General features: G+C 71.9%; 21 protein-coding genes. 8 read left to right on the forward strand and 13 right to left on the reverse strand.

Annotated features, from left to right (window positions below; all coding sequences use genetic code 11):
* The first annotated feature begins 7 nt into the window (after nt 1-7).
* On the forward strand, nt 8-511 hold the full coding sequence (locus ACFYY8_RS20660) for a GNAT family N-acetyltransferase (RefSeq protein ID WP_390043140.1): 504 nt from the start codon (nt 8-10) through the stop codon (nt 509-511).
* A 201-nt stretch (nt 512-712) separates the two neighbouring features.
* Nucleotides 713-1,174 carry a hypothetical protein gene (locus ACFYY8_RS20665; RefSeq protein ID WP_390043143.1) on the forward strand — a complete coding sequence of 154 codons (462 nt, stop codon included), beginning with the start codon at nt 713-715 and terminating at the stop codon, nt 1,172-1,174.
* Nucleotides 1,175-1,257: 83 nt separating this feature from the next.
* On the opposite strand, the gene ACFYY8_RS20670 is transcribed toward ACFYY8_RS20665, so the two are convergent.
* Nucleotides 1,258-1,641 carry a RidA family protein gene (locus ACFYY8_RS20670; RefSeq protein WP_352008406.1) on the reverse strand — a complete coding sequence of 128 codons (384 nt, stop codon included), beginning with the start codon at nt 1,639-1,641 and terminating at the stop codon, nt 1,258-1,260.
* A gap of 132 nt (nt 1,642-1,773) precedes the next feature.
* On the opposite strand from ACFYY8_RS20670, the gene ACFYY8_RS20675 reads away from it, so the two are divergent.
* Both ACFYY8_RS20675 and ACFYY8_RS20680 read left to right on the forward strand, forming a co-directional pair.
* On the forward strand, nt 1,774-3,333 hold the full coding sequence (locus tag ACFYY8_RS20675; protein WP_390043146.1) for an alpha/beta hydrolase: 1,560 nt from the start codon (nt 1,774-1,776) through the stop codon (nt 3,331-3,333).
* Between the two features lie 82 nt (nt 3,334-3,415).
* On the forward strand, nt 3,416-4,258 hold the full coding sequence (locus tag ACFYY8_RS20680; RefSeq protein WP_352009434.1) for a DUF4081 domain-containing protein: 843 nt from the start codon (nt 3,416-3,418) through the stop codon (nt 4,256-4,258).
* 9 nt (nt 4,259-4,267) lie between these two features.
* On the opposite strand, the gene ACFYY8_RS20685 is transcribed toward ACFYY8_RS20680, so the two are convergent.
* Both ACFYY8_RS20685 and ACFYY8_RS20690 read right to left on the reverse strand, forming a co-directional pair.
* Complete coding sequence (locus tag ACFYY8_RS20685) at nt 4,268-4,645, reverse strand: DUF3037 domain-containing protein (RefSeq protein WP_390043149.1); 378 nt, start codon at nt 4,643-4,645, stop codon at nt 4,268-4,270.
* Nucleotides 4,642-5,463 carry a HipA family kinase gene (locus tag ACFYY8_RS20690; RefSeq protein ID WP_390043151.1) on the reverse strand — a complete coding sequence of 274 codons (822 nt, stop codon included), beginning with the start codon at nt 5,461-5,463 and terminating at the stop codon, nt 4,642-4,644. Before ACFYY8_RS20690 ends, ACFYY8_RS20685 begins: the two co-directional genes overlap by 4 nt.
* A 154-nt stretch (nt 5,464-5,617) precedes the next feature.
* On the opposite strand from ACFYY8_RS20690, the gene ACFYY8_RS20695 reads away from it, so the two are divergent.
* A complete protein-coding gene (locus tag ACFYY8_RS20695) occupies nt 5,618-7,399 on the forward strand; it encodes a trypsin-like peptidase domain-containing protein (RefSeq protein WP_390043153.1) in 1,782 nt (593 codons plus the stop codon).
* A 35-nt stretch (nt 7,400-7,434) separates the two neighbouring features.
* Here the strand turns inward: ACFYY8_RS20695 and ACFYY8_RS20700 are convergent, their stop codons facing one another.
* Nucleotides 7,435-9,072, reverse strand: a complete 1,638-nt coding sequence (locus tag ACFYY8_RS20700) for a CHAP domain-containing protein (protein ID WP_390043155.1) — start codon at nt 9,070-9,072, stop codon at nt 7,435-7,437.
* 315 nt (nt 9,073-9,387) lie between these two features.
* Nucleotides 9,388-9,990, reverse strand: coding sequence for a TetR/AcrR family transcriptional regulator (locus tag ACFYY8_RS20705; RefSeq protein ID WP_390043157.1), 603 nt, complete (start codon nt 9,988-9,990; stop codon nt 9,388-9,390).
* Between the two features lie 101 nt (nt 9,991-10,091).
* Between ACFYY8_RS20705 and ACFYY8_RS20710 the strand changes: the two genes are divergently transcribed.
* Nucleotides 10,092-11,030 (forward strand): zinc-binding dehydrogenase, encoded by a 939-nt coding sequence (locus tag ACFYY8_RS20710; protein WP_390043159.1) that lies wholly within the window; start codon nt 10,092-10,094, stop codon nt 11,028-11,030.
* Here the strand turns inward: ACFYY8_RS20710 and ACFYY8_RS20715 are convergent.
* The 5 genes from ACFYY8_RS20715 to bluB all read right to left on the reverse strand — a co-directional run bounded on the left by ACFYY8_RS20715 (nt 11,015) and on the right by bluB (nt 16,104).
* Nucleotides 11,015-11,380, reverse strand: coding sequence for a VOC family protein (locus ACFYY8_RS20715; protein ID WP_362783605.1), 366 nt, complete (start codon nt 11,378-11,380; stop codon nt 11,015-11,017). The genes ACFYY8_RS20710 and ACFYY8_RS20715 overlap by 16 nt on opposite strands.
* On the reverse strand, nt 11,377-13,680 hold the full coding sequence (locus ACFYY8_RS20720; protein ID WP_390043161.1) for a serine/threonine-protein kinase: 2,304 nt from the start codon (nt 13,678-13,680) through the stop codon (nt 11,377-11,379). Before ACFYY8_RS20720 ends, ACFYY8_RS20715 begins: the two co-directional genes overlap by 4 nt.
* Before the next feature lie 105 nt (nt 13,681-13,785).
* On the reverse strand, nt 13,786-14,994 hold the full coding sequence (locus tag ACFYY8_RS20725; RefSeq protein ID WP_390043163.1) for a serine hydrolase domain-containing protein: 1,209 nt from the start codon (nt 14,992-14,994) through the stop codon (nt 13,786-13,788).
* 132 nt (nt 14,995-15,126) lie between these two features.
* Entirely contained in the window at nt 15,127-15,396 is a 270-nt protein-coding gene (locus ACFYY8_RS20730; RefSeq protein ID WP_352008417.1) for a GntR family transcriptional regulator, read from the reverse strand.
* A gap of 81 nt (nt 15,397-15,477) precedes the next feature.
* Nucleotides 15,478-16,104, reverse strand: a complete 627-nt coding sequence (gene bluB, locus ACFYY8_RS20735) for a 5,6-dimethylbenzimidazole synthase (RefSeq protein WP_390043166.1) — start codon at nt 16,102-16,104, stop codon at nt 15,478-15,480.
* Between bluB and ACFYY8_RS20740 the strand changes: the two genes are divergently transcribed.
* Nucleotides 16,103-16,336 (forward strand): hypothetical protein, encoded by a 234-nt coding sequence (locus ACFYY8_RS20740; RefSeq protein WP_390043168.1) that lies wholly within the window; start codon nt 16,103-16,105, stop codon nt 16,334-16,336. The genes bluB and ACFYY8_RS20740 overlap by 2 nt on opposite strands.
* Here ACFYY8_RS20740 and ACFYY8_RS20745 read toward each other — a convergent pair.
* Nucleotides 16,320-17,774, reverse strand: coding sequence for a BTAD domain-containing putative transcriptional regulator (locus tag ACFYY8_RS20745; protein ID WP_390043170.1), 1,455 nt, complete (start codon nt 17,772-17,774; stop codon nt 16,320-16,322). The two genes, ACFYY8_RS20740 and ACFYY8_RS20745, sit on opposite strands and share 17 nt — an antisense overlap.
* 254 nt (nt 17,775-18,028) lie before the next feature.
* Between ACFYY8_RS20745 and ACFYY8_RS20750 the strand changes: the two genes are divergently transcribed.
* The gene (locus ACFYY8_RS20750) at nt 18,029-19,333 is read left to right on the forward strand and encodes an alpha/beta fold hydrolase (RefSeq protein ID WP_390043172.1); all 1,305 of its coding nucleotides are present in this window, start codon (nt 18,029-18,031) and stop codon (nt 19,331-19,333) included.
* 25 nt (nt 19,334-19,358) lie between these two features.
* On the opposite strand, the gene ACFYY8_RS20755 is transcribed toward ACFYY8_RS20750, so the two are convergent.
* The gene (locus ACFYY8_RS20755) at nt 19,359-20,777 is read right to left on the reverse strand and encodes an ATP-binding protein (RefSeq protein ID WP_390043174.1); all 1,419 of its coding nucleotides are present in this window, start codon (nt 20,775-20,777) and stop codon (nt 19,359-19,361) included.
* Nucleotides 20,778-20,787: 10 nt separating this feature from the next.
* On the reverse strand, nt 20,788-22,473 hold the full coding sequence (locus ACFYY8_RS20760; RefSeq protein WP_390043176.1) for an FAD-dependent oxidoreductase: 1,686 nt from the start codon (nt 22,471-22,473) through the stop codon (nt 20,788-20,790).
* Between the last annotated feature and the right edge of the window lie 52 nt (nt 22,474-22,525).

Raw genomic sequence — 22,525 nt, forward strand, 5'->3', positions numbered from 1 at the left:
TCACGTCATGATCGAAGTACGTGTCCTGAGCTCGGACGACTGGCCGCTGTGGCGGGAGCTGAGACTGGCGGCCCTCGCCGAGGCGCCGACCGCCTTCGGGGCGAGACTGGCCGACTGGCAGGGGGAGGGCGACCGCGAGGACCGCTGGCGGAGGCGCCTTGAGATACCGGGTTCGCACAACGTCATCGCGGTCCTCGACGGCGCGCTCGCCGGAATGGTCAGCGGCATCCCCGGCGGAGACGCGGACACGGTCGAGCTGATCTCGATGTGGGTCAGCCCGCAGGCCCGGCGCAGGGGTGTCGCGCGCCGCCTGATCCAGGAGGTCGAACGATGGGCGGTGCTGCGGCGCGCCACGACCCTGCGCCTGTGCGTGACGCCGGGCAACGACGAGGCCGACGCGCTCTACCGGAGCCACGGCTTCAAGGACACCGGGGAACTCGGCGACCTGCTCGATGACGGCGAGAGCAGGGAGGTCGTCATGACCAAGCCCCTGGATGGCTCCGGAGGGTGATCGGGCGGCTGGTGGAAAAGGTGGGATCTCCTGACCTCTGGGGCGAACGGGGCGAATGCGTCGGGTGAACAACCTGGGGCCATAACTCAGAGTCGCCATTGACTACCCTCGGTCGCTGAGCTTGATTTGGTTGCGGTCCTCCCTCGTCGTCACGTTCCGCGACGGGGAGGCAAGGCGTCGTCCTCCGTCGAAAGGAAGCGCATGTTCCGCACCTCTGCCCGCGCGGCGACCCTGGCCCTGGCGGCTCTGACGGGCCTGGCCGGTCTCGTGCCCGCCTCCGCCGCCTCGGCCGCCGTGTCGCCTACCTCCGCCCACACCACCGTGGCGGGGGCCGACGACTGCGGTCGCGAGCTAGGCGAGTGGATCGACGGCGGCCACGCCGTCTACCGGGGAAACCTCCGTGCCGAGCTCAGTGACGAGACGGTCGAGGCGATCGTCTCCTTCCAGGACGACCGGGTCGAGGTCGTCCTCGACGGGCGCTCCTCCGGGAAGCGGCGCCACCGGTTCAACCCGGACCGGCCCGGCATCACCTGGACCACCTTCGGCTTCTCCGTCCTGCTCGACCGTCCCACCTGTGAGCGGGACGGCGTGGGCGAGGCCAACCTCGCGTTGAGGGCCCCGGGTCTCGGGCGCCTGCAGGGCCAGGTCCACCGGGAGGAGTAGGTTCACGGGCGGGTTGTCTCGTGGGGCGGTTCCGCGCGGGCGCGCGGGGCCGCCCCACGGCGTCTCCCGGGCCGGTCAGGTGTTCAGGGACGTCGCGCGTCCACCTCGATCTCTATCCTCATCCGCGGATCGGACAGGCCGCAGACGATCATCGTCGCCGCGGGCCGTACCTCGCCGAAACGGCGGCGCAGGGCGGGCCAGCACAGCTCGAAGTCCGCGCGGTCGGGCAGCATGTAACGCACGCGCACGACGTCGGCGAACGAACAGCCCGCCTGGGTCAGCGCGCTCTCGATGTTGCGCAGGCACTGCTCGGCCTGCTCGACCACGTCATCCGAGATCGTCATCGTCGCGTAGTCGAACCCGGTCGTCCCGGACACGTGGACCCGGTCGCCGTCGACCACCGCGCGCGCGTAACCGATCTCCTCCTCGAAGGTGGAACCGCTCAAGATCGCATATCGCTCCGTCATGTGATGGATGCTAGCCAGGGCTCCCGGACGGCAACGTGACGGTCACAAGACGGCAAGGATCTCGTCGTACCCCCCGTGGCCGGGTCACCGGCTGGGAGACCATCGCCTCTGCCGTACGAGTAGGGGGAATTCGTGAAAAGGGTTGTCGGGATCGCCGTGGGCGTCGCGGTGTTCGCCGCCATGACCGGGCTACCGCAGGAGGCGGCGGCGCAGGAACGGGACGATCTGGTCTGGGGGCCCTGCGAAACGCCGGGCAAGGCCTCCTCGGACGCGGACGCCTCCTCCGGGACCGGTGAACAGACGGGTGCGGTGGTCGAGTGCGCCTCCCTGAGGGTCCCGCTCGACTACGCCGATCCTGACCGGACCATCAGCCTGGCGCTGAACCGGGTCAGGGGCGGGGACTCGCGGAACCATCTGGGGGCGCTGCTGGTCAATCCGGGAGGGCCGGGGGCCTCCGGCCTCGGCCTGGCCAGGCGGGTCGCCGCCCAGCTTCCCCCGGACCTCGCCGGACGGTTCGACGTGATCGGGTTCGACCCGCGTGGGGTCGGCCACAGCGAACCCGCGCTGCGGTGCGTCGATCCGGCCGAGTACTACGCCCCGCCCCGCCCGGACAACGTTCCCGGCAACGCCGAGCAGGAGGCGGTGCTGCTCGGCAGGGCCCGCCAGTACGCCGAGGCCTGCCAGAGCCGGTGGGACTGGATGCTGCCGCACCTGAGCACGGAGAACAGCGCCAGGGACATGGACGAGATCAGGAAGGCGCTGGGCGAGGAGAAGATCAGCTATCTGGGCTACTCGTACGGCACCTACCTCGGCGCGGTCTACGCCACCCTCTTCCCCGGCCGGGTGAGCCGGATGGTCATGGACAGCGTGGTCGACCCGAAGGGCGTCTGGTACGGCTCCAACCTCGCCCAGGACGTCGCCTTCAACCGGCGACACCGGGACTTCCTGCGCTGGACGGCCCGGCACAACGACGTCTACCGGCTCGGCCGGACGGTCAGGATGGTCTCCTTCGCCTGGTACGCCATGCGCAACCGGCTGCGTGTCCGTCCGGCGGGCGGGGTGGTCGGGCCCAGTGAACTCGACGACATCTACACCCTCGGCGGCTACTCCGATCTCGTCTGGCCGCAGCTGGCCAAGGCCTTCTCCACCTACGTCAAGAAGGGGGACGACGCCCCGCTGCTCGCCGCCTACCACAGGTACGCCGAGAACGACGCCGAGGACGAGAACGGCTACGCCGTCTACCTGGGGGTGCAGTGCCATGACGTCGCCTGGCCCGGCCAGTGGAGCAAGTGGCGCTCCGACATGTCCAGGACGCATGCCAAGGCTCCCTTCCTGACCTGGTCGAACGCCTGGTACAACGCGCCGTGCGTGTTCTGGCCCGAGCGCGGGGGCACCCCGGTGACGCTCAAGGACAACGCCGGGCTGCCGCCCATCATGATCGTTCAGGCGGAGCGCGACGCCGCGACGCCGTACCGGGGGGCGCTGCGCATGCGGGCGGTGTTCGGGCGCTCCAGGATGCTGGCCGTGGCCGGGGGAAACCACGGGGCCACCTTCAGCGGCAACCAGTGTGTGGACCGCAGGCTGGCGGCCTACCTCAGGGACGGGACGCTCTTCGGCCCGGCCAGGCGGGCGGCGCGAGGGCCGGACGCCCGCTGTGCCGCGACCTCGCAGGCACCGGCCGCGGCCGGGTGACGACACAGGCCACCCAGGGTAGATGACAGGCTCTGTGTTGGTTCCTGCCAAAATCGTGGGGGTCGCGTAGGCTGGGCGCGTGATGCTGCGCACAATGGCGTCGCGCGTGCTCGACGACAACGATCGTGACGAGGTGCTGGCGATCCTGGACGCCGACCCCGTCTCCAACGTTTTCGTCGCCTCCAGGGTTCGTGCCGTCGGTCTCAGCCCGGCCAGGCTCGGCGGCCAGATGTGGGGGTTCGGCCCGCGCGGCGGCCTCACCTCGCTCTGTTACGCGGGAGCCAACCTGGTCCCGGTCAACGCCGGCGCCGAGGCCGTGCACGCCTTCGCCGAGCGTGCCCGCAAGCAGGGGCGCCGCTGCTCCTCGATCGTCGGCCCGTCCGACGCGGTCGAGCCGCTCTGGGAGCGGCTCGAACCGTACTGGGGGGCGGCCCGCGCGATCCGGTGGACCCAGCCGGTGATGGAGGCGACCGAGCCGTCCCCGGTCCCCGCCGACCCCCTGGTCAGGCGGGTCAGGCCGGAGGAGTTCGAGATCCTGTTGCCCGCCTGCGTCGCGATGTTCACCGAGGAGGTCGGCATCTCGCCCGAGGTGGGCGACGGGGGCGCGCTCTACCGGTCACGGGTCGCCGAGCTGATCCGGATCGGCAGGTCCTACGCCAGGATCGACGACGGCCGGGTCGTCTTCAAGGCCGAGATCGGCGCCGTGACCCCCCAGGCGTGCCAGATCCAGGGGGTCTGGGTCCACCCCGAGCTGAGGGGCAGGGGCCACGCGGTCGCCGGGATGGCCTCGGTGCTCAAGCACTCCCTCGAATGCTTCGCGCCGGTGGTCTCGCTGTACGTCAACGACTACAACGCCCCCGCGAGGGCGGCCTACCGCAGGGCGGGGTTCCGCGAGGTCGGCACCTTCATGTCCGTCCTCTTCTGAGAGACGGGGTCACAGGGCCCGGACGAGCCTGGTCAGCAGGTGTTCCAGTTCGGCGCCGGGGTCGGAGGTGAGACCCGCGTGCACCGGGCCCGTCTGCACGATCGTGCTGCGCGGGGCGGTCAGCCAGCGGAACCGGCTGCCGAGCGACTCACCCGTCAGCGGACCCTCCTCGCCGAGGCAGGAACGCCGGTAGGCGCCCAGCGCGTGCCGTACGCCCTCGACGTCGGCGTTCGCGTCGAGGGCCCGCAGCCTGGTCTCGTCAAGCTCGATCCCGGCGCACAGGTAGTCGCGCGGCTGGCAGTACAGCAGCACCCCGGCGTTGATCAGTTCGCCGCGTTCGACGCGGGGGACGACCCGGATCACGGCGTACTCGTAGACGTCTCTCACCGGTTGTCCTTCCAGAACGCGCCCACCGAGCCGGTCTTGCCGCCCTGCCGTGCCCCGGGAGCCCCCTGAGGAAGCTCCTGGGGGAGCCACCGCCTGGGGGCCTGCGCCCTGGCCAGTAGATGCTCCACATATGCCTGCCGTACGGCCTCGGCCCCGTCGAAGCCGGGTTCGTCCTCGAGCCACTCGTCGGGGACCTCGTCGACGACCCCGTCGAGGAGGTCCCTGGTGATCGTCTCGCTCAGCTCGGCGTCGACCTCCGCGAGGAGGGTCGCGTGGGGGGCGAGCACGTGGTCGGAGCCGTCGAAGGGGCGCTCCGGGTCGGCGGTCGGCCAGTTGTGGTGGAACCACAGGGCGGCGCCGTGGTCGATCAGCCAGGTGTCGCCGTGCCAGACGAGCAGGTTCGGGTTGCGCCAGCTGCGGTCCACGTTGTGGATCAGGGCGTCGAACCAGAGCAGCCGGGAGGCGAAGCCGGGATCGGGCGGCCAGGTGAGCGGCTCGAAGCCGAGGGCCGCGGGCAGGAAGTCGACCGCCAGGTTGAGCCCGGCGCTGGCCCGCAGCAGGTCCTGGATCTCCTCGTCGGGCTCCCGTACGCCGAGTTGCGGATCGACGTCGATCACCTTCAGGTCGGGGGTGCGGAAGCCGAGGCGGCGGGCCAGCCCGGCGGCGATGATCTCCGCGACGAGCACCCTGCGGCCCTGCCCCGCGCCCCGGAACTTCACGACGTAGGTCCCGAGGTCGTCCGCCTCGACCACGCCGGGAAGCGACCCGCCCTCGCGCAGCGGGGTCACGTATCGGGTGGCCGTGATCTGTTCCAGCACTCCGCCAGGCTAGCGGATGGTCACAGTCCTCTATCGCCACTCGTGTCACGACATATGGGCAGCTGTTAATGAATGTCCCAGTCGCTTCCAAGTGCCCCCCAAGTGTGGCGGGTCATGCTCTCGCCTGGGAAGCGAGTTTGGGGAGAGTAAGAAAATGTGGCGAAGACTCAGCGCCGTCGCCGGACTGGCCATGGCCGGGGTGCTGGCCCTGCCGGGCGCCGCCATGGCCAAGCCGAAGGAACTGGACGTGCCCGTGGGAACGTGGCTCGCGGCGAGGACACATCCCGCCGTGCAGCTGACCTCGGTGTCCTACACCGCGGAGGTGGCCGTGCCGACGCCGGTCGCCAACCTGGACGCGATCAAGCAGCTGACCCAGCAGGGCATAACCGCCGTCCAGTCGGGCAAGATCTCGGCGGACGAGAACAGCATCTACCGGTGGGTCGTCCAGCAGATGGCCAAGGAGCCGGGGCGCTACTTCTCGCCGGGCACGCCGGAGCGCGTCGTCGAGGCGAGCGCGGGCGGTCTGTGCACCGGCTGGTGGGTGACCCCCGACGGTTACATGGTGACCGCGGCGCACTGCGTCGGCCAGGAGGAGACCGCGCTGGCGCAGACCTTCGCGGAGCAGGCGCTCACCGAGGTCAACAAGAAGGACGCCGCCGACCTGATCGCCGATCTCGGTGACGCCGCCTCGGACGACGAGATCGTCAGGACCGCCTCCAAGATCTTCCAGGTCTGGAACGCGGACAACATCAAGATCCGCAACGTCCAGAGCTCGCTCTCGCTGCTGCAGAGCCTGCCCGGCGGCGGGGTGGACAAGACGGCCAAGTCGGTCCCCATCGAACTGGTCGCCAAGGGCACGGTCTATCCGGGCAAGGACGTGGCGATCCTCAAGGCCAACGGGCAGAACAACCTGCCGACCGTTCCGCTCGGTCAGGACTCCGACGTCCGGGTCGGTGACACGCTCTACATCAGCGGGTTCCCCGGCACGGTGACGCAGACCTCGATCTTCAACGTCGAGTCCAAGCTCGACCCGGCCTTCACCGAGGGCCCCTACAACGCCAGCAGGCAGACCCCGGAGGGCGTGCCGTACATCCAGACGCAGGCCCCGTCCTACCCGGGCAACTCGGGCGGGCCGGTGTTCAGCAAGGACGGCAAGGTCATCGGCATCCTGGTCGGCGGTCTCATCCAGCAGGACGGCGGCTCGACCGAGGGCGAGAGCTTCGTGCTGCCGGTCAGCATCGTCAAGGAGAAGCTCAACGAGAAGAACATCAAGCCCACCGAGTCGGCCACGACGAAGGCCTACAACGAGGCGCTCGACCTGTTCTTCGCCAACCACTACTCCGAGGCGCTGCCCAAGTTCCGTGAGGTCCAGGCGCTCCAGCCGAACCACCCCTACGTGGCCAAGTACATCACCGACTCCCAGCAGGCCATCACCGCGGGCAAGGACGAGAGCTCCTCGCCGATCCTGCCGTGGGTGCTGTGGGGCGGTGGCGGGGCGGTCGCCCTGCTGGTGGTCGGCGCCCTGGTGGCCATGGTCGGCAAGGGCAGACGCCGGGTGAAGACGCCGCCCACCTCGTTCCCGCCCGTGTCCTACGGCGCCCAGCCCGGCCACGCGCCGCAGGGGCCGGGGTACGGCCAGCCGTACGGCGGGGCGCCCGGAGGAGCACTCGGAGGGCCTTCCGCGGGGGCGCAGGCCTACCAGCAGCGACCGCCCTACCCGTTGCCGCCCGGCTCTGAGGAGACCCGTTCGGTCCGCCCCCAGGCCCAGCAGTACGGCGCGCCGCCCCAGATCCAGGGCCCCCAGGCTCAGGGTCCCCAGGCTCCTCGGGCACAGGGGCAGGGGCCGGGGGCGAACACCCGCATCGCCGGACTTGAGGCGGAACTTGAGGAACTGCGCCGCAGCATGGGGCGGCAACGCCCGCCCGAGCGGGGCTGACGCCCCGCCTCGGACAGTGACTCTGGACGGCGACCCTAGACGGTGACCCTGGCCCTGCGCCTCCCCTGGTAGGGGCGGCGCAGGGCCGGATCGTCATCGGGGAGCGGCGCCGCCGGCACGGGAACCGGCCCGTCCTGGACGGCGGCCGAGGTGGTCGCGGGACGGGCGTGCACGGGCCGGGTCGGCCGTGTGGACCGCATGGTCGTGCTGACCGAGGTCTCGGGCCTGCGGTGCCGCCTGCCACGCAGCGGGGCGTCCTGCGCGAAACCGGACGACAGGGTGGAGGACTCGGTGACCGGGTGCTCACGCAGGCGGCGCCTCCCCTGGTAGGGGAGGCGGGGGCCGTCGTAGCGGCGGGCCGCGCCCGGCTCTCCGGCGCGGAGCGGATCGGTGTGGGACCGCGTGTGCCGTCCGTCGCCGGGGAGGTCGTGGACGTCCGGCCCCTCGACACGCGCGGGCGGGGCGGTGACCGAGGGGAACCCCGTCGTCTGGGCGGACCTGAACGTGGTCTCCGCGACGGCGGGCGCCGTGGCGGACAACCCGGCGGGAACCGTGGCCGACACGGGGGCGGGCACGGGAACGGCCGCTGTGACAGGTGCCGTGGTGGCCATCACGGCGGGCGTCACGGCGGGGGCCGTGACGGGTACGGCGCGGGTGACACGGCGGCGTCCCGGGGCGCGGCGGCGGCCGGGTGCCCGGCGGGTGCCCGCCGTACTCCCGGCACCGGCCACGGCGAGCGCGGGCCGTGCCTTCAGCTGCCTGGTCTTGGCGTGGGCGATGAGCGCGACGGCGGTCAGCAGGACCGGCGCGAGGATCGCGGGGGTGCCGAGCTGGGGGGCGTCCGAGGGCAGGCGCAGGCTCGTGGAGGCGGGGGCGGCGGCGATCGCGTTGGTGTCCGCGGTCGCGGGCTTGGCGTGCTTCCCGGTACGGCCCGCGGCCTGCGTGGTGGAGGGCGGCGCGGTCTTCGCGGTCTGCTTGGCGGGAGGCTGGGGCTTCGCCTGGGTCGCCGAGGGGTCCTTCGCGTGGGCCCCGGTCTCCGGCTTGGCGTGCTTGGGGCCGGTCCTGGCCGGTGGGGAGGGCGGCAGGTTCTCCCGCACCGTGACGGGCGGGGCCTGCGACAGCAGGTCGGGGTTACGGGTGAGGGCGACGGAGTTGTCCGGGCGGGGGGACGCCGTGACGATCTCCTGCTGCTGGGCGGCCTCCTCGTCCAGACGGGCCTTGACCTTCTCGGGGTATCCGTATCCGACGACCTTGTCGGTGTCGCGCACCTTGCGTTTGGCGACGCCGCCGTCGATGTTGCCCTCGATGGTGTGGATCTTGTTGCCCTCGACCCGGGTGACGATCCCGACGTGGTCGATGCCGTCGAGCTTCTTGCCGCCGCTCCAGTCGAAGAAGACAAGGGCGCCGGGCTTGGGGACGGTGCCCCAGGCGTCCTGCTGGCGGAACCACTTGGCGTGGTGGACGGTGTAGGCGAACTGCCCCACCCAGTCTTCGTAGCCGAGCTTCTTGGCCGCCCAGGACAGGTACATGTCGCACCAGGGGGCCGTGCTGTAGTCGGCGTCGAACTCGACGGTGTTGTACCAATCGCCGAACTTGGTGTAGCCGCTGCCCCGCTCGGAGTACCCGAGCTGGCTCTCCAGCAGTTCGATGAACTTGTACGTCTCAGGTGTCATCTGGAAGTTTCCGGTCATCCTCCGACGGCCGCCGAAGCATGGTCGCGCCGCCCTCGCGACCTGGCCGCCGGAAAACGGGGGTCGAGCGATGGTGCGTCACGGGACCGGCCGGCGAGGCGGCCGAGACACGTGTGGCGGCACCATTGGCCAGTTGTCTTCCGTGACGAGGGAGGTTACCTCCCTTAAAGGGAAGGTCAAGACGGTCCGGGACCCGCTCCGGAACGAGCTATGGTGCACCGGGCGGCAAAAGCCGACGTCAAAGGCGTTTTCATGATTTTTCCACTGTAAACGCCCAGTCAAAAAAGATCTGGCGAATCACGAAACCCGCGGCGCGGCGGGGGCGTCGAGCAGGGCGACGGCCAGTTCCGTGACGGACCGGGTGAAGCGCCGGGGCTCCTCGGGCGACGACGTCCGCCGGACCAGTTCACCGTCGAACAGGGCAAGCAAAGCGTGGGCAAGGAAGTCCGCGAAGTCCGCGTCGAGGCCGGGACGCTCCTCGGCCACCAGGGACGCGATGTGGCCGTGCCAGAACAGGTAGCTCGGCTCGGTGTACTTGGCGTCGGCGCACGCCTGCTCGTGCGCGGTCAGCAGGGCGGCGTTGGCCTCGGCGATCCCGCAGAGCCCGTCGAGGAAGGCCGTCAGGCGCTCCCGCGCGGGCGCGCCCGGCCCCAGGGGCGGGGGGCCGTCCACGATCGCCTCACGCAGCGCGCGCGAGCGCTCCTCAAGGAGGGCGCGCAGCAGGCCGGTGCGGCTGCCGAACCTGCGGAAGACGGTCCCCTTGCCGACCCCCGCCTCGGCCGCGACCCGGTCGAGGGAGACGTGGTCGCCGCCGTGCTCGGCCACCAGCCGTTCGGCCGCCCGCAGGACGGCTCTCCGGTTGCGTGCGGCGTCGGCGCGCTCCTGACGCTGCTCGGTCATGGGCTCTCCCGTTGACAAGCGGACCGATGGTCCGAATATTCTAGCGTCCAGATAAGCGGACCGACGGTCCGCTGCAGCGACTCCCAACGGAGGGAAGTCCCATGACCGTTCGCGCCGTCGTCACCGACCCCCAGGCACGGGCCGCGCTGCGGATCGCCGAGGTCGCCGACCCCGAACCACGTCCCGGCCAGGTCCTGATCGACGTGCGGCACATCTCACTCAACCGGGGCGAGGTGGCCTTCGCCGCGAGCCTTCCCCCGGGAACGGTGTCCGGCTACGACGCCTCGGGCGTCGTGGCACGCGCCGCCGCGGACGGCAGCGGGCCCGCGGAGGGTACCCGCGTCGTCGCCTTCGGGCCGGGCGCCTGGGCGCAGCGCGTCGCGGTGGACACCGACGCGGTCGCCGAGGTCCCCGACACCGTCGACCTGGCCCACGCCGCGGCGCTGCCGATGGCGGGGGTCACCGCGCTGCGGACGCTGCGGACCCGCCCGATCCTGGGCCGCAGGGTCCTGGTCACCGGGGCGGCGGGCGGGATCGGCCGGTTCGCGGTGCAACTGGCCGCGCTGGGCGGGGCCCACGTCGTGGCCTCCGTCGGCTCCGCGGCACGCGGGGAGGGACTGACCGGACTGGGCGCCCGCGAGGTGGTCGTCGGCCTCGACGGGATCGAGGGCTCCTTCGACCTGATCCTGGACAACGTCGGCGGGGCGCAGCTGGTCGCCGCCTGGCCGTTGCTGGCCCCCGGAGGCGACCTCCAGAGCATCGGCTGGGCCTCGGGGGAACCCGCCGTGTTCGCGCCGGGCTCACTGTTCTTCCTCGGCCGGTCGAGGACGATCAGCACGTTCGGCGACGCCACGGCCTTCGGTCCCGACCTGGCCACCCTGCTCGGCCTGGTCGCCGAGGGCAGGCTCTCCGCCGAGATCGGCCTGCGCGACACCTGGGAGCACCTCGCGGAGGCCGCCGAGGCCCTGCTCGGCCGCAGGGTCGCGGGCAAGGCCGTACTGGACGTCGAACCGTGGCGGGCGGGTCAGAGCGGGGCGTAGAGCACCAGGACGTTGCCCGAGGGGTCGCGGAGCACCGCCCTGACCTCGTGCGGTCCCCTCTCCGGCTCCTGGACGACCTCGGCGCCCGCCCCGGTCAGCTCGCGTACGGCCAGCGCCACGTCCGCCACCCGGTAGGAGGGCGCGGTGACGTCGCCCGCGACCCGCTCGGCCGCCCCGACCAGCGCGACCGTGACGCCGCCCCCGTCGAGGGCGGCGAACCGGTCGCCGTCACGGAAACGCACCGCGAGACCGAGGGCCCCCGAGTAGAAGGCGATCGCCCCGTCCATGTCCTCGACGGGGACCAGCACGTTGCCGAGCCTGCTCACACCGGCCTCCAGGGGAGAGGTCATCCCGGCTCCCCGGGAACGGAGGGGACGTCCTGCGGCGCCTCCGAGGGGTCGGAGGGGCCGGGCTCCTGCTCGCAGGGCGGCAGGTCGACCCGGGCCTGGCTCGAACGGCTCTCACCCGCGGGCACCGTGGTGATCGTCACGGTCCGCCGGGCGTACCGCCCGCACTCAGGAAGCGCGGCGAACTCGCCGGTCACCGTGCGCGTGTAGTCGGTACGGCCGGACAACTCGACCGTCTTGGCGCTGCCGGTCGTCCCGCCGTCGGCGCCGGGGACCTGCTGGGTGAAGGCCAGCCGTACGGTCACCGGGGAGGTGCCGGAGGCGCGCACGCGGAAGCCGACGGAGGTGCCGTCGAAGGAGGTGATCGTGACGGCGGGAGGGGCGCACTCCTCGCCCTCGACCACCGTCTGGGCGTACCGGGTGCCGTTGACCGCGGGACGGTCCGTCGTGACCGTGACCCCGAGCACGGCCCGCCCGCCGCACGGCACCTCGGCGGGGGGAGCGGGAAGTTCGACGGAGTAGCCGGTCTCCCCGGACAGGGTCCTGGTCACGGTGTCCAGCGTGCTGACGCCGCCCTCGTCGTCCTTGCGGGTGAAGGACGCGGTGAGCCGTACCCTGCCAGGACCGCCCGCGCGGACCTTGACGACGGCCGTCTCGCCGTCCCAGGAGGTGATCTCCGCGTTGCGCACCTCGGGGGCCGGGCACGGGCCGCCCCTGACCTCGACCGTGCGGCTCAGCTCCCCGCCGGAGAACCGGGGCGAGGTCGAGGCCGTGACCCTGCGGTAGAGGGTCTGCTCGCAGGCGGGGGCGGTGAAGGCGTAGGGAACGGGCTGGGAGTGGACGCCGCTCCCCCTGAGGGTGAAGCTTCGCGTGGCCACCTTCGTCAGGCGGTCGCGTTTCTCGCCCTGGGCGAAGGAGACGGCCAGCACGACGGAGGCCGGGGCCGAGGAACGCAGGCTGAGCGTCGCACCGCCCGCGTCGAACCGGGTGATCGCGAGGTCGTCGACCCCGGGGCTTGAGGTCGGGGTGGGGGACGGCGTCCGCGACGGGTCGGTGACCGGGGTCGGCCGCGCGCTCGGGGACGACGCCGGGGTCCCGCGCGGCGTCGGGCGGGCCTTCGTGGGCGTGCTCTCCGACCTGGCCGAGGTCCGCTCCGTTCCGGTGTGCGGCCGTTTGACGGGAGGCCGGGTCGGTTCCGGCGGGGGAGAGCCGCCCGCGCCGTCCGGCGGGGTCTTCCCGGCCCCGGGCACGTGCGCGGGCGGAGTGAAGATCGAGTTCGCCGAGAGCCTGTCGGCCGACCGCCCCGAGGCGACCAGCCCGACGGTGACCGCGACGGTGATCACGACGACCCCGGCGAGCAGCCTGGGGCCGAGACGGGGACGGCGCCTGCCGCCGCCCCGGCCGAGCACGGTGCTCGCCAGCGAGGTGCTCGCCCGCGGAGCCGGTCTGGCCAGCGGGAACGACAGCGCCAGCAGGGTGGCCAGCTCGGCCAGGTGCCGCCGTCCCCGCTGCTCCCACTCGGGCCCGTACGCGGCGGCCGCGGCGGCCTCCAGTTCGAGGACGAAGGCCTCCGCCGTCGCGGGCCGGTCCGCCGGACTCTTCGCCATGCCCCGTGCGACCAGGCCCCGCACCGAACTCGGCACGGCCTCGATCGGGATCGGCGCCCGCCGGTGCTGGTGCATCAGCGCGGCCCCGTTCTCCGCCCGGTACGGCCGGTGCCCGGTGAGGCACTCGAAGAGCACACAGGTGGCCGCGTAGACGTCGCTCGCCGGGGTGGCCGGATGCCCGGCCCACTGCTCGGGGGCCATGTACGGCGGGGTGCCCTGGGGTGCGTCGGAGGCCCCGGTGCGGGCGGCGATGCCGAAGTCCGTCAGCTTGCTGGCGCCGTCCGCCTGGATCAGCACGTTCTCGGGCTTGTAGTCGCGGTGCACGATCCCCGAGGAGTGCGCGAACGCCAGTCCGAGCAGCGAGCCCTTGAGCACGACGAGCGCCGCCTCGGGGCTGGTGGTGCCGTGCTCGGCCAGGATCCTCCTGAGGGAGACGCCGTCGACCAGCTCCATGACGATCGCGGCGTCGCGCGTGTCCTCGTAGTACTCGTAGAACTGGACCACGTTCGGGTCGTACAGCTCGACCATGACGCGCGCCTCCTCGCGGAAGCGCGCCAGGAACCTGTGGTCGCTCCGCAGGGCCGCGTTCAGGTACTTGATCGCCACGTAGGCGCCGGTCGCGGTGTAGGTGGCCAGCACCACCCGGCCGCCGCCTCCCGCGCCGAGGTCTCGAACCTCGTGGTATCCCGGAACCAATGGAGTCCCCCTCCGAGCGCCGTCGCTTGTTCGACGGTCTCACCCCTGCCGTCGGTTGTCACGGTTCGCGAATTTCGTAAGGAAATCGCTATGTGGGAGACCGGTCTAAAGAGAGGCGTAGACGGCTTCGGCGAGCCGGTGGGCACGAGGGCTCTCGGCGACGGCGTCGGTCATCCTGTTCATCGTGTACGCCATGCCCAGGCCGTGCTCCATGTCGCCGAGGCTGAGGGAACCGCCCATGCCGGTGTGGCCGAATGCGGTCCGCGCCCCCCGTTCGGGGACGGGGAAGGCCTGCGCGGGCCGCATGTAGCCGAGGCCGAAGGAGCTGTCGAGGAGCAGCACCCGGTCGGGACCGGAGACCCGGGGCCTGACGGCGTCCCGCAGGGTCTCCGGGCTCAGGATCCGCCCGGCGACCAGATGACGGTAGAACCCGGCCAGGCCGAGGGCGGTGGCGACGACCCCGATCGCGGGCCAGCCCGCGCGCAGGACGACCGGGTGGTTGGCGCCGCCGCGCAGCTTGGTGACCTGCGGGTTGCCCATGGCACGGCCGGTCAGGCTCTCGCCGTCCCGCATGGCCCTGCCGAACGCCTCCCCGGCGCCGGCCCCGGGGTTTGTCACGTTCCCGGGCGCCACCGGCTGTCCGGGCGCCCCGGGCTTCCCAGGCGTCGTCGGTGCCCCGGGCGCCGCCGGTTTCTCCGAGGTCGCCGGCGTCGAGGCCCCGAGGCGCAGCCCGCCGGACAGCCGGGCCGCCCGTGCCGCCACGTCGTCCGGCGCGCCGAGCCAGAGTTCGAGCCCCAGCGGGTCGGCGATCTCGGCGGACACGAACTCACCCGCCCGCTTGCCGGAGACCCGGCGGATCACCTCGCCCAGCAGGAAACCGTAGGTCAGCGCGTGGTAGCCGTGCCCGGTCCCCGGCTCCCACAACGGCGCCTGCCCGGCCAGCCGGTCGGCGATGGCCTCCTGGTCCTCGAACTCCTCGACCGGCACCGGCTCCTCGATCACCGGCAGCCCCGCCTGGTGGGTGAGCAGGTGCTCGACGGTGACACGCTCCTTGCCCGCGCGGGCGAACTCGGGCCACACCTCGGCGACCGGCGCCGTGACGTCCAGCAGACCGCGCTCGGCCAGCAGCAGCACCGCCGTCGCGGTCACCGCCTTGGTGCACGAGTAGACCAGCGTGGGGGTGCCACGCTCCCAGGGACGCCCGTCACGGCGGTCGGCCACACCACCCCACAGGTCCACGACAGGCCTGTCGTCAAGGAAGACGGAGAACGCCGCGCCGAGCTCCCCGTCGCCGGCGAAATTCTGGCGGAACACCTCGCGCACCCGCGAGAACCGAGGATGACACCATCCGTGAACCGCCATCGTCCACTCCTGTGAAAACGCATGTGGGCGCGGAAAACCCGCCGGGCGTTGAGCCTAACAACGCCCGGGAGCGACCCGGGACCCTCAGCCCCCGCCGGTCTCCTCCGCGCGGGAGGACACGTAGGCGCCCCCGCCCTCCACGGTGTAGACGAGCCCCTCGTCGGACAGGACCTGGATCGCGCGCCGTACGCTGCCCGGATCGAGGCCGTAGCTCCGCTGGAGGCTCTCCTCCGAGGGGAGCGGGCGGTCGAGCTGGAGCTCACCGCTCGTTATCCGCGCACGGAGGATGCCCGCGAGCCGCAGGTGGGCGGGGACGGAGTCGCCCGGGTCACCGGGCTCGATGGTCGCGGCCATATGTCCTGGATGCCCGCCGTACGGCTCCGCGTCCCGGGCGTGCCGTAACAGGGACGACGGTTGACAGACGTTTTGTACGGCTCAGCGTCCCCGCCAGCCGTCCCGATGGAGGAGGTCGGTCAGGGGGACACGGCCGCGCCACCCCTTGCGTTCGAGGTCGGGCACGCGCTCCCGGTGCGTCACCGGTCCCAGGCAGAGCCAGGCCACCGGACGGACGCCCGCCGGGATGCCGAGCAGGCCACTGACGAACTCCTCCCGGTAGAAGGACACCCAGCCGACCCCAAGGTCCTCCGCGGTGGCCGCGAGCCAGAGGTTCTGGATCGCCAGGCACACCGAGTAGAGCCCGGCGTCCGCGATCGAGTGGCGGCCGAGGACGGCAGGGGCCCCGCGCGCCGGGTCGTAGGTGACGACGACGGAGAGCGTCGACTCGCGCACCCCGTCCACCTTGATCGTGGCGAACGTCGCGGCCCGCTCGGCGTCGAGGGTGGCCGCGAAGACGGCCCGCTCCCGCTGGACATGGCCGGCGAAGGCCTCGCGGATCTCCCGGTCGCGGACCACGATGAAGTCCCAGGGCTGGGAGAGGCCGACGCTGGGCGCGGCGTGCGCGGCCCCCAGGACCCGCAGCAGGACCTCCTCGGGCACGTCCTCCCCGGTGAACTCACCGCGTACGTCCCGTCGTTCGAAGATCACGTCGTAGAACTCAGGCATGATCGCCAGCATCTCGTGTCCCGCCGCGCACCGGTACGCCCGCCGTACCTCTTCTCCCGGCCACGCCCCCGTGGGCCCCCGCGCCCTCTCGTGGCCGGAGAAGAAGTACGGCGGACGCGCCCCCCTTCAGCCGAGGGCGACACCACCGCCGTCAGCCTGCCGGGCGGCCCTGCACGTTTCCTGTACGGCGGGCGCCGCCCGAGTGAAGGCCCAGGTCAGGGCACCACCGTGACGTCGAAGAAGATGCCGCTGAGGTGGGGCATGTACTGGTTGCCGTCCACGTCGACCATCTTCCAGTAGACCTTGCACCGGGCCGGCTCCTTGGGGGCCCGCACCTCGACACTCACCAGCGCGGACCCACCGGGCTCCGTGTCGGGGATGCGCACACTCCTGTGCTCGGTCTGGCACAGGTCCTCGCCGTCCCACGGCCACTGCCGGTACAGGTAGCGGTCCCGCCACGGGACCGTGCCGATGTTGTCGATCTGCCAGGTCTTGACGAACGTCTCACCGACCCGGACCGTGCTGCCGTCGGGGTAGGTCACGTCCTTGGCGAGCCGCGACCGGTCGCCGGGGATGGGCCGGACCAGATGGGTCTCGGGGGGCAGTTCCTCGGGGCGCGGCAGCCACAGCCACAGGGCCGCCCCGAGGAGCAGGCAGACGACCACGGCCACGACGGCCGTCAGCCACGCCCGCTTTCCGGAGAACCGTCTCCTGAGAAGCACCCCCCAGGGAACCGTCTCCTTGAAGGACCACCCCCAGGACCCGTCCGCCTGGACCGCCGGGATCGTGGACCTCACCGGAGGCGCAGGGTCGGCGGGGTCCGCGGGGTCCACAGGGGCCACGGACTCCGCGGGCGGAGCCGGGTCGGGCGCGGACCCGGTCTCGGGAGGTTCCGCACGGAGTTCCACGGTCTCCGTGCCGTCGGAGCCGGAGGCCAGGATCTCCCGGTGCAGATCGCGTAACTCGGGACCGGGGTCGGTGCCGAGCTCGTCGCGGAGGGTCCTGCGCAGCCGTTCGTAGAGCGTGAGCGCCTCGGCCGACCTCCCGGCCGCGTGCAGGGAGCGCATCAGCCGGTGGTGCAGCGTCTCGCGCAGCGGGTTACGGCTCGTCAGTTCGGCCAGCTCGGCGACCAGGGCCCCCGGGGCGGCCTCCCCGGAGAACGTCAGCTCGGCGTAGAGCTCCATGGCGGACAGCCGCAGTTCCTGCGCGTGCGCCGCCCGTTCGAGGACGCACGGTGTCTGCGGGACGTCGCTGAACGGCTCCCCACGCCACAGGTCGAGCCCCTCCCGCAGGGTCTTCGCCGCAGCCTCCGGGTCGCGCTCGTCACCGGCCAGGGACAGCGCCCGCTGCATCCGCGCCAGGTCGGTGCCGGTCTCGCCGAGGTTGAGCCCGTAACCGCCCGCCCTGCTGTACAGGACGGGTTCCGTCTCCACGGGACCGGTGAGGGAGCGAAGCAGGGCACGTAGCCGGGAGGCCCGGACCTGGACCGCGTTGGCCGGGTCGGCGGGCAGCCGGTCGGGCCACAACGCGTTGGCGAGGTGCTCGGTCGAGACGGTCTCGCCGGGGTGGGCGAGCAGTTCACCGAGGAAGGCACGATCCTTGGCGGCGGTGGGGGCGGTGGACTGCCCCTGGTGCGTGATCGTCAGGTTCCCCAGCACGAGAAAGTCCACGCGGTGGAGTATGGCAGCTTTCGTCCAGTATTCGTCTGCGCTTCGGCGTGCTGTCAGAGACAACGCGAAGAGGTATGGTTCGGACGCGCCGATGTCGAAGGCATCGTGCAGGGAAGCCGTCGGTTCAGGGCTGCCAAGTCCGTGCCACCGTCAGGTGTCGGGAAGAAGCAGGGTCTGACGCTTCGGCGCCGTGTGTGAAGGGTTTCGGCTTGGGCGCGTCGGTGTCTGGACCGAGGAGTGAGGGAGCGCAGCGGATGAGCGACGAGGGAAGACACCGACCCGAGGCGCCGCGAAGAGGCACGGACACCGTTCACCTGCCCGGGGTGGCGCTCACCGACCATGTGTTCACCGTGCCTCTCGACCACGCCGATCCCGGTGGGGAGACGATCGAGGTCTTCGCCCGTGAGGCGGTCGACCCGGCCAGGCGGGGGGACGACCTGCCGTGGCTGGTCTTCCTCCAGGGTGGTCCCGGCGGCAAGTCGCCCCGGCCGCACGCGGCGGACGGCTGGCTGGCACGCGCGCTGCGCACCCACCGGGTCCTCCTGCTCGACCAGCGGGGGACGGGCCGCAGCACCCCGATGACCGCCGCGACGCTGACCGGAACCGACGCCGAGGTGGCCGCGAGGCTGCGGCACTTCCGCGCCGACGCGATCGTCGCCGACGCCGAGCTGATCCGGCGGGAGCTGGCCGGTGACCGGCCGTGGGAGACCCTCGGGCAGAGTTACGGCGGGTTCATCACGCTGACCTACCTCTCCACGGCGCCCGAGGGGCTGGCGGCGTGTTACGTGTGCGGCGGGCTGCCGGGGCTCGCGGCGGACGCGGCGGAGGTCTACTCCCTCACCTACCCCCGGGTCCGCGCCAAGGTCGAACGTTTCTTCGCCCGCTATCCCGGAGACTCGGCCAGGCTGGACGCCGTCGCCGACCGGCTGCGCGAGGAGGAGGTCAGGCTTCCCGACGGGGACGTGCTGACCGTGCGCCGTCTGCAGAGCCTGGGCATGTGCCTGGGGATGAGCGACGGCGCCGAGTACCTGCACTGGCTCCTGGACGAGGCGTGGACCGGGCGGGAGCTGTCCGACCTGTTCCGCTACGAGGTCATGATGGCCACCGGGTTCGTCGGCAACCCGCTCTACGCGGTCATGCACGAGTCGATCTACGCCCAGGGGGCGGCGACCGCGTGGGCCGCGCACCGGTTGCTGCCCGCCGAGTTCGCCGAGGACGCCCGGCCCCTGCTGCCGACCGGGGAGATGATCTACCCCTGGATGTTCGAGGAGATCGCGGCCCTGCGTCCCTTCAGGGGAGCGGCGGAGATCCTCGCCGACGACGACTCCTGGCCCCACCTGTACGACCCCGTACGGCTGGCCGCCAACCGGGTCCCGGTCGCCGCGGCCGTCTACTACAACGACATGTACGTCGACGAGGGCCTGTCCATGCGGACGGCCGCCGAGGTCGGCGAGGTACGGACCTGGGTGACCAGTGAGTGGGAGCACGACGGCGTGCGGGTCTCGGGCGAACGCGTGCTCGCCCGCCTGATGGACACGATGACGGGCGTGTACGGCTGATCCGGGGGACCGCTCTCGTGAGAGCTCAGGGAGAGAGGACCTCGGTCAGCGGCAGCCGTACCTGGAAGCGGGTGTCGCCGGGCGCCGACTCCACGCGCAGGTCGCCGCCGTGGCGTCCCGCGACGATGCGGTAGGAGATGTCCAGGCCGAGCCCGGTGCCCTCCCCGACGGCCTTGGTGGTGAAGAACGGCTCGAAGATCCGGTCGCGCAGGTGTTCGGGCACGCCGGGTCCGGTGTCGCAGATCTCGATGAGGGCGGTCGTGCCGTGTTCGAGGCGGGTGCGGACGGTGAGGGTTCCCTCGCCCGCCATGGCGTCGAGCGCGTTGTGGACCAGGTTGGTCCACACCTGGTTGAGCTCTCCCGCGTAGCCGGGCAGCGGCGGCAGCTCAGGGTCGTAGTCGGTGGCCACGGTGATCCCCGGCGGGATCTTGCCGCGGAACATGGTGAGCGTGCTGTCCAGCAGTTCCCGCAGGTCGACCCGCTGGTAGGGCGCGCGGTCCATCTGGGAGTACTGCTTGGCCGAGGCGAGCAGCGTCGAGATCCGCTCGGTCGCGTCGGTCACCTCGTCGAGCATCTGGGAGATCTCGACGGCCTCGGCCAGCCAGCGCACCGCGCCGGCCAGGTGCTCCTCCCCGATCTTGGCCTTGACCTTCTCCAGGCCCTCCTGACCGAACCCGGCGCTCACCAGCGGCGCCGCGATCTCCCAGGCGTCCTCGACCCCGGCGGCCTCCAGGGCGTCGCCGAGTTCGTCCTCGGCGTCGGAGGTCTCAAGCGGGGTGCGGGCGGGCACGTTCCCGACGCCCTCCGCGCAGCCCTCCTGCAGGTCGACCAGCGCGCGCAGCCGCTCGGGCGGGATGCCCGCCTCGGTGAGGTCGGCCAGCTCCCGCCGCGCCGACTTGATCTTCTCCCGCAGCTCGCCGACGGCGCGCACGGCCGCGGCGGCCGGATTGTTGAGCTCGTGGGTGAGCCCGGCGGTGATGGTGCCGAGCGCGGTCAGCCGCTGCCGTCTGTCGATGAGCTCGCGCTGGGCCAGACCGCCCAGGCGCACCCCGTCGAGCAGGTGGACGGCCATCGGGAACCACTCGGCGACCATCTTCCCGTATTTCCTGGCGGGCAGGACGAACAGCCGGGAGGGTTTGGTCGCGCGCAGCGAGTGGGCGTAGGTCTCCGGGGCGCGCTCGCCCAGGTAGGCCGAGGTCGCCCCGGCGTAGACCCCGACCTGGGAGGTGGGGGTCATGGTCACCACACCGGCCGGGGTCTCGGTGGACATGACGATCTCGCCGTCGATGAGGACGACGAAGTGCTCGGCGGGCTCGCCCTGCCGGATGACCGTCCCGCCCGCGCCGAACTCGCGCTCCTCGCCGTGCGAGGCCAGCCACCGCAGCTTCTCCTCGTCGAGCTTCTCGAACAGGAACAGCCCGCGGAGCACGTCGATGTCGATCATGCGGCCTCCGTCACGTCTTCTCCAGGTAGCGGTGCACCAGCGCGACGGCCATGGCCCCCTCGCCGACCGCGGAGGCGACCCGCTTGATCGAGTCCGCTCTGACGTCCCCGGCGGCGAACACCCCGGGCACGTTGGTCTCCAGGTGGTACGGCTCCCGCCGCAGCGGCCAGTTGCGCGGCCGGTTCTCCGCGGCGGTCAGGTCGGGGCCGGTGAGGACGAAGCCCCTGCGGTCGCGTTCGACCGTGTCGCCCAGCCAGTCGGTGAACGGTTCGGCGCCGATGAAGACGAACAGCCACTCGGCCTCGGCCGTGCGCTCGCCCCCGGGGCCCTTGAGCGTGAGCCGTTCCAGGTGGTCGTCGCCCTCGGCGCCGACGACCTCGGTCTCGGTGTGCACCTCGATGTTCGGGATCTGGGAGATCTGCTCGATCAGGTAGTGCGACATGGACTTCTCCAGCCCCTCACCCCTGACGACCAGGTGGACCTTGCAGGCGTATCCCGACAGGTAGACCGCGCCCTGCCCGGCGGAGTTGGCGGCTCCGACGACGTAGACCTCGCGGTCGCGGCACTCGGGGGCCTCTGTCACCGCGGCGCCGTAGTAGACGCCCCTGCCGACGAAGTCGTCGAGACCGGGGGCGCTCAGTCTGCGGTAGGAGACGCCGGTGGCCAGGATCACGGTGTGCGCCGCGATGCTGCCGCCGTCGGCGAACCCGACGACCTTGGCCTGTCCCCTGACCTCCAGGCTGGTGACCGTACGGGCGGTGAGCAGTTCGGCGCCGAACTTCAGGGCCTGGCGGCGGGCGCGGTCGGCGAGCTGGGCGCCGGAGACGCCGTCGGGGAAGCCGAGGTAGTTCTCGATGCGGGAGCTCTGGCCCGCCTGCCCGCCGGAGGCGTGCTGCTCGACCATCACCGTGCGCAGCCCCTCCGAGGCTCCGTAGACCGCGGCGCCGAGGCCGCCGGGACCGCCGCCGATGACGATCAGGTCGTAGAAGTCGGTCGCGGGGGCGGTGGACAGGCCGACGGCGGAGGCCAGCGTCGAGGTGTCCGGGGCGACGAGCTTGACGCCCTCGCCGGTGACGACCAGCGGCAGCCTGGCCGGGCTGACCTCGTGGGCCGCGTCCTCCTCCCCGGTCCGCTCGCCCGCCGCGGTCAGGAGCTGGACGCCCTCGGGGGAGTCGGCCAGCAGCCAGCGGTAGGGGACCTGGTTGCGGGCCAGGAAGTCGCGGACCTCGTAGGACCTGGCCGACCAGCGGGCCCCGACCACCCGCAGCTCGTCGGAGTCGCGCCGCTCGGCGCGCTGCCAGGCGTCGAGCAGCGAGTCGAGCACCGGGTAGAACTTCTCCTCGGGCGGGTCCCACGGCTTGAGCAGGTAGTGGTCGAGGTCGACCACGTTGATCGCCTGGATCGCGGCGTCGGTGTCGGCGTACGCGGTGAGCAGCACACGGCGGGCGTACGGGTACAGGTCCATGGCCTGTTCGAGGAACTCCACGCCGTTCATCTGGGGCATCCGGTAGTCGGCGAGGATGGCCGCGACGTCGTCGCCGCGCAGGCGCATCTCGCGCACGCTGTCCATGCCCTGTGTGGCGCTGTCGGCCCTGACGACCCGATAGGACTGGCCGTACCGGCGTCTGAGGTCGCGTGCGACGGCCCGCGAGACGCCCGGATCGTCATCGACAGTTACGATGACCGGTTTGTCCATGACCAGCCTTCCCCCGAAGCGTGACATCTTCCTCCGAAGAATGTCATATCCC

This window comes from Streptosporangium sp. NPDC001559, assembly GCF_042893955.1.
Lineage (GTDB): Bacteria > Actinomycetota > Actinomycetes > Streptosporangiales > Streptosporangiaceae > Streptosporangium.

Excerpts from the sequence above, each read along its gene's own strand:
- ACFYY8_RS20660 (WP_390043140.1), top strand. The coding sequence starts at position 8 with ATGATCGAAGTACGTGTCCTGAGCTCGGACGACTGGCCGCTGTGGCGG.
- ACFYY8_RS20665 (WP_390043143.1), top strand. The coding sequence starts at position 713 with ATGTTCCGCACCTCTGCCCGCGCGGCGACCCTGGCCCTGGCGGCTCTG.
- ACFYY8_RS20670 (WP_352008406.1), bottom strand. The coding sequence starts at position 1,641 with ATGACGGAGCGATATGCGATCTTGAGCGGTTCCACCTTCGAGGAGGAG.
- ACFYY8_RS20680 (WP_352009434.1), top strand. The coding sequence starts at position 3,416 with ATGCTGCGCACAATGGCGTCGCGCGTGCTCGACGACAACGATCGTGAC.
- ACFYY8_RS20695 (WP_390043153.1), top strand. The coding sequence starts at position 5,618 with ATGTGGCGAAGACTCAGCGCCGTCGCCGGACTGGCCATGGCCGGGGTG.
- ACFYY8_RS20700 (WP_390043155.1), bottom strand. The coding sequence starts at position 9,072 with ATGACACCTGAGACGTACAAGTTCATCGAACTGCTGGAGAGCCAGCTC.
- ACFYY8_RS20705 (WP_390043157.1), bottom strand. The coding sequence starts at position 9,990 with ATGACCGAGCAGCGTCAGGAGCGCGCCGACGCCGCACGCAACCGGAGA.
- ACFYY8_RS20710 (WP_390043159.1), top strand. The coding sequence starts at position 10,092 with ATGACCGTTCGCGCCGTCGTCACCGACCCCCAGGCACGGGCCGCGCTG.
- ACFYY8_RS20715 (WP_362783605.1), bottom strand. The coding sequence starts at position 11,380 with ATGACCTCTCCCCTGGAGGCCGGTGTGAGCAGGCTCGGCAACGTGCTG.
- ACFYY8_RS20730 (WP_352008417.1), bottom strand. The coding sequence starts at position 15,396 with ATGGCCGCGACCATCGAGCCCGGTGACCCGGGCGACTCCGTCCCCGCC.
- ACFYY8_RS20740 (WP_390043168.1), top strand. The coding sequence starts at position 16,103 with ATGATCGCCAGCATCTCGTGTCCCGCCGCGCACCGGTACGCCCGCCGT.
- bluB (WP_390043166.1), bottom strand. The coding sequence starts at position 16,104 with ATGCCTGAGTTCTACGACGTGATCTTCGAACGACGGGACGTACGCGGT.
- ACFYY8_RS20750 (WP_390043172.1), top strand. The coding sequence starts at position 18,029 with ATGAGCGACGAGGGAAGACACCGACCCGAGGCGCCGCGAAGAGGCACG.
- ACFYY8_RS20755 (WP_390043174.1), bottom strand. The coding sequence starts at position 20,777 with ATGATCGACATCGACGTGCTCCGCGGGCTGTTCCTGTTCGAGAAGCTC.
- ACFYY8_RS20760 (WP_390043176.1), bottom strand. The coding sequence starts at position 22,473 with ATGGACAAACCGGTCATCGTAACTGTCGATGACGATCCGGGCGTCTCG.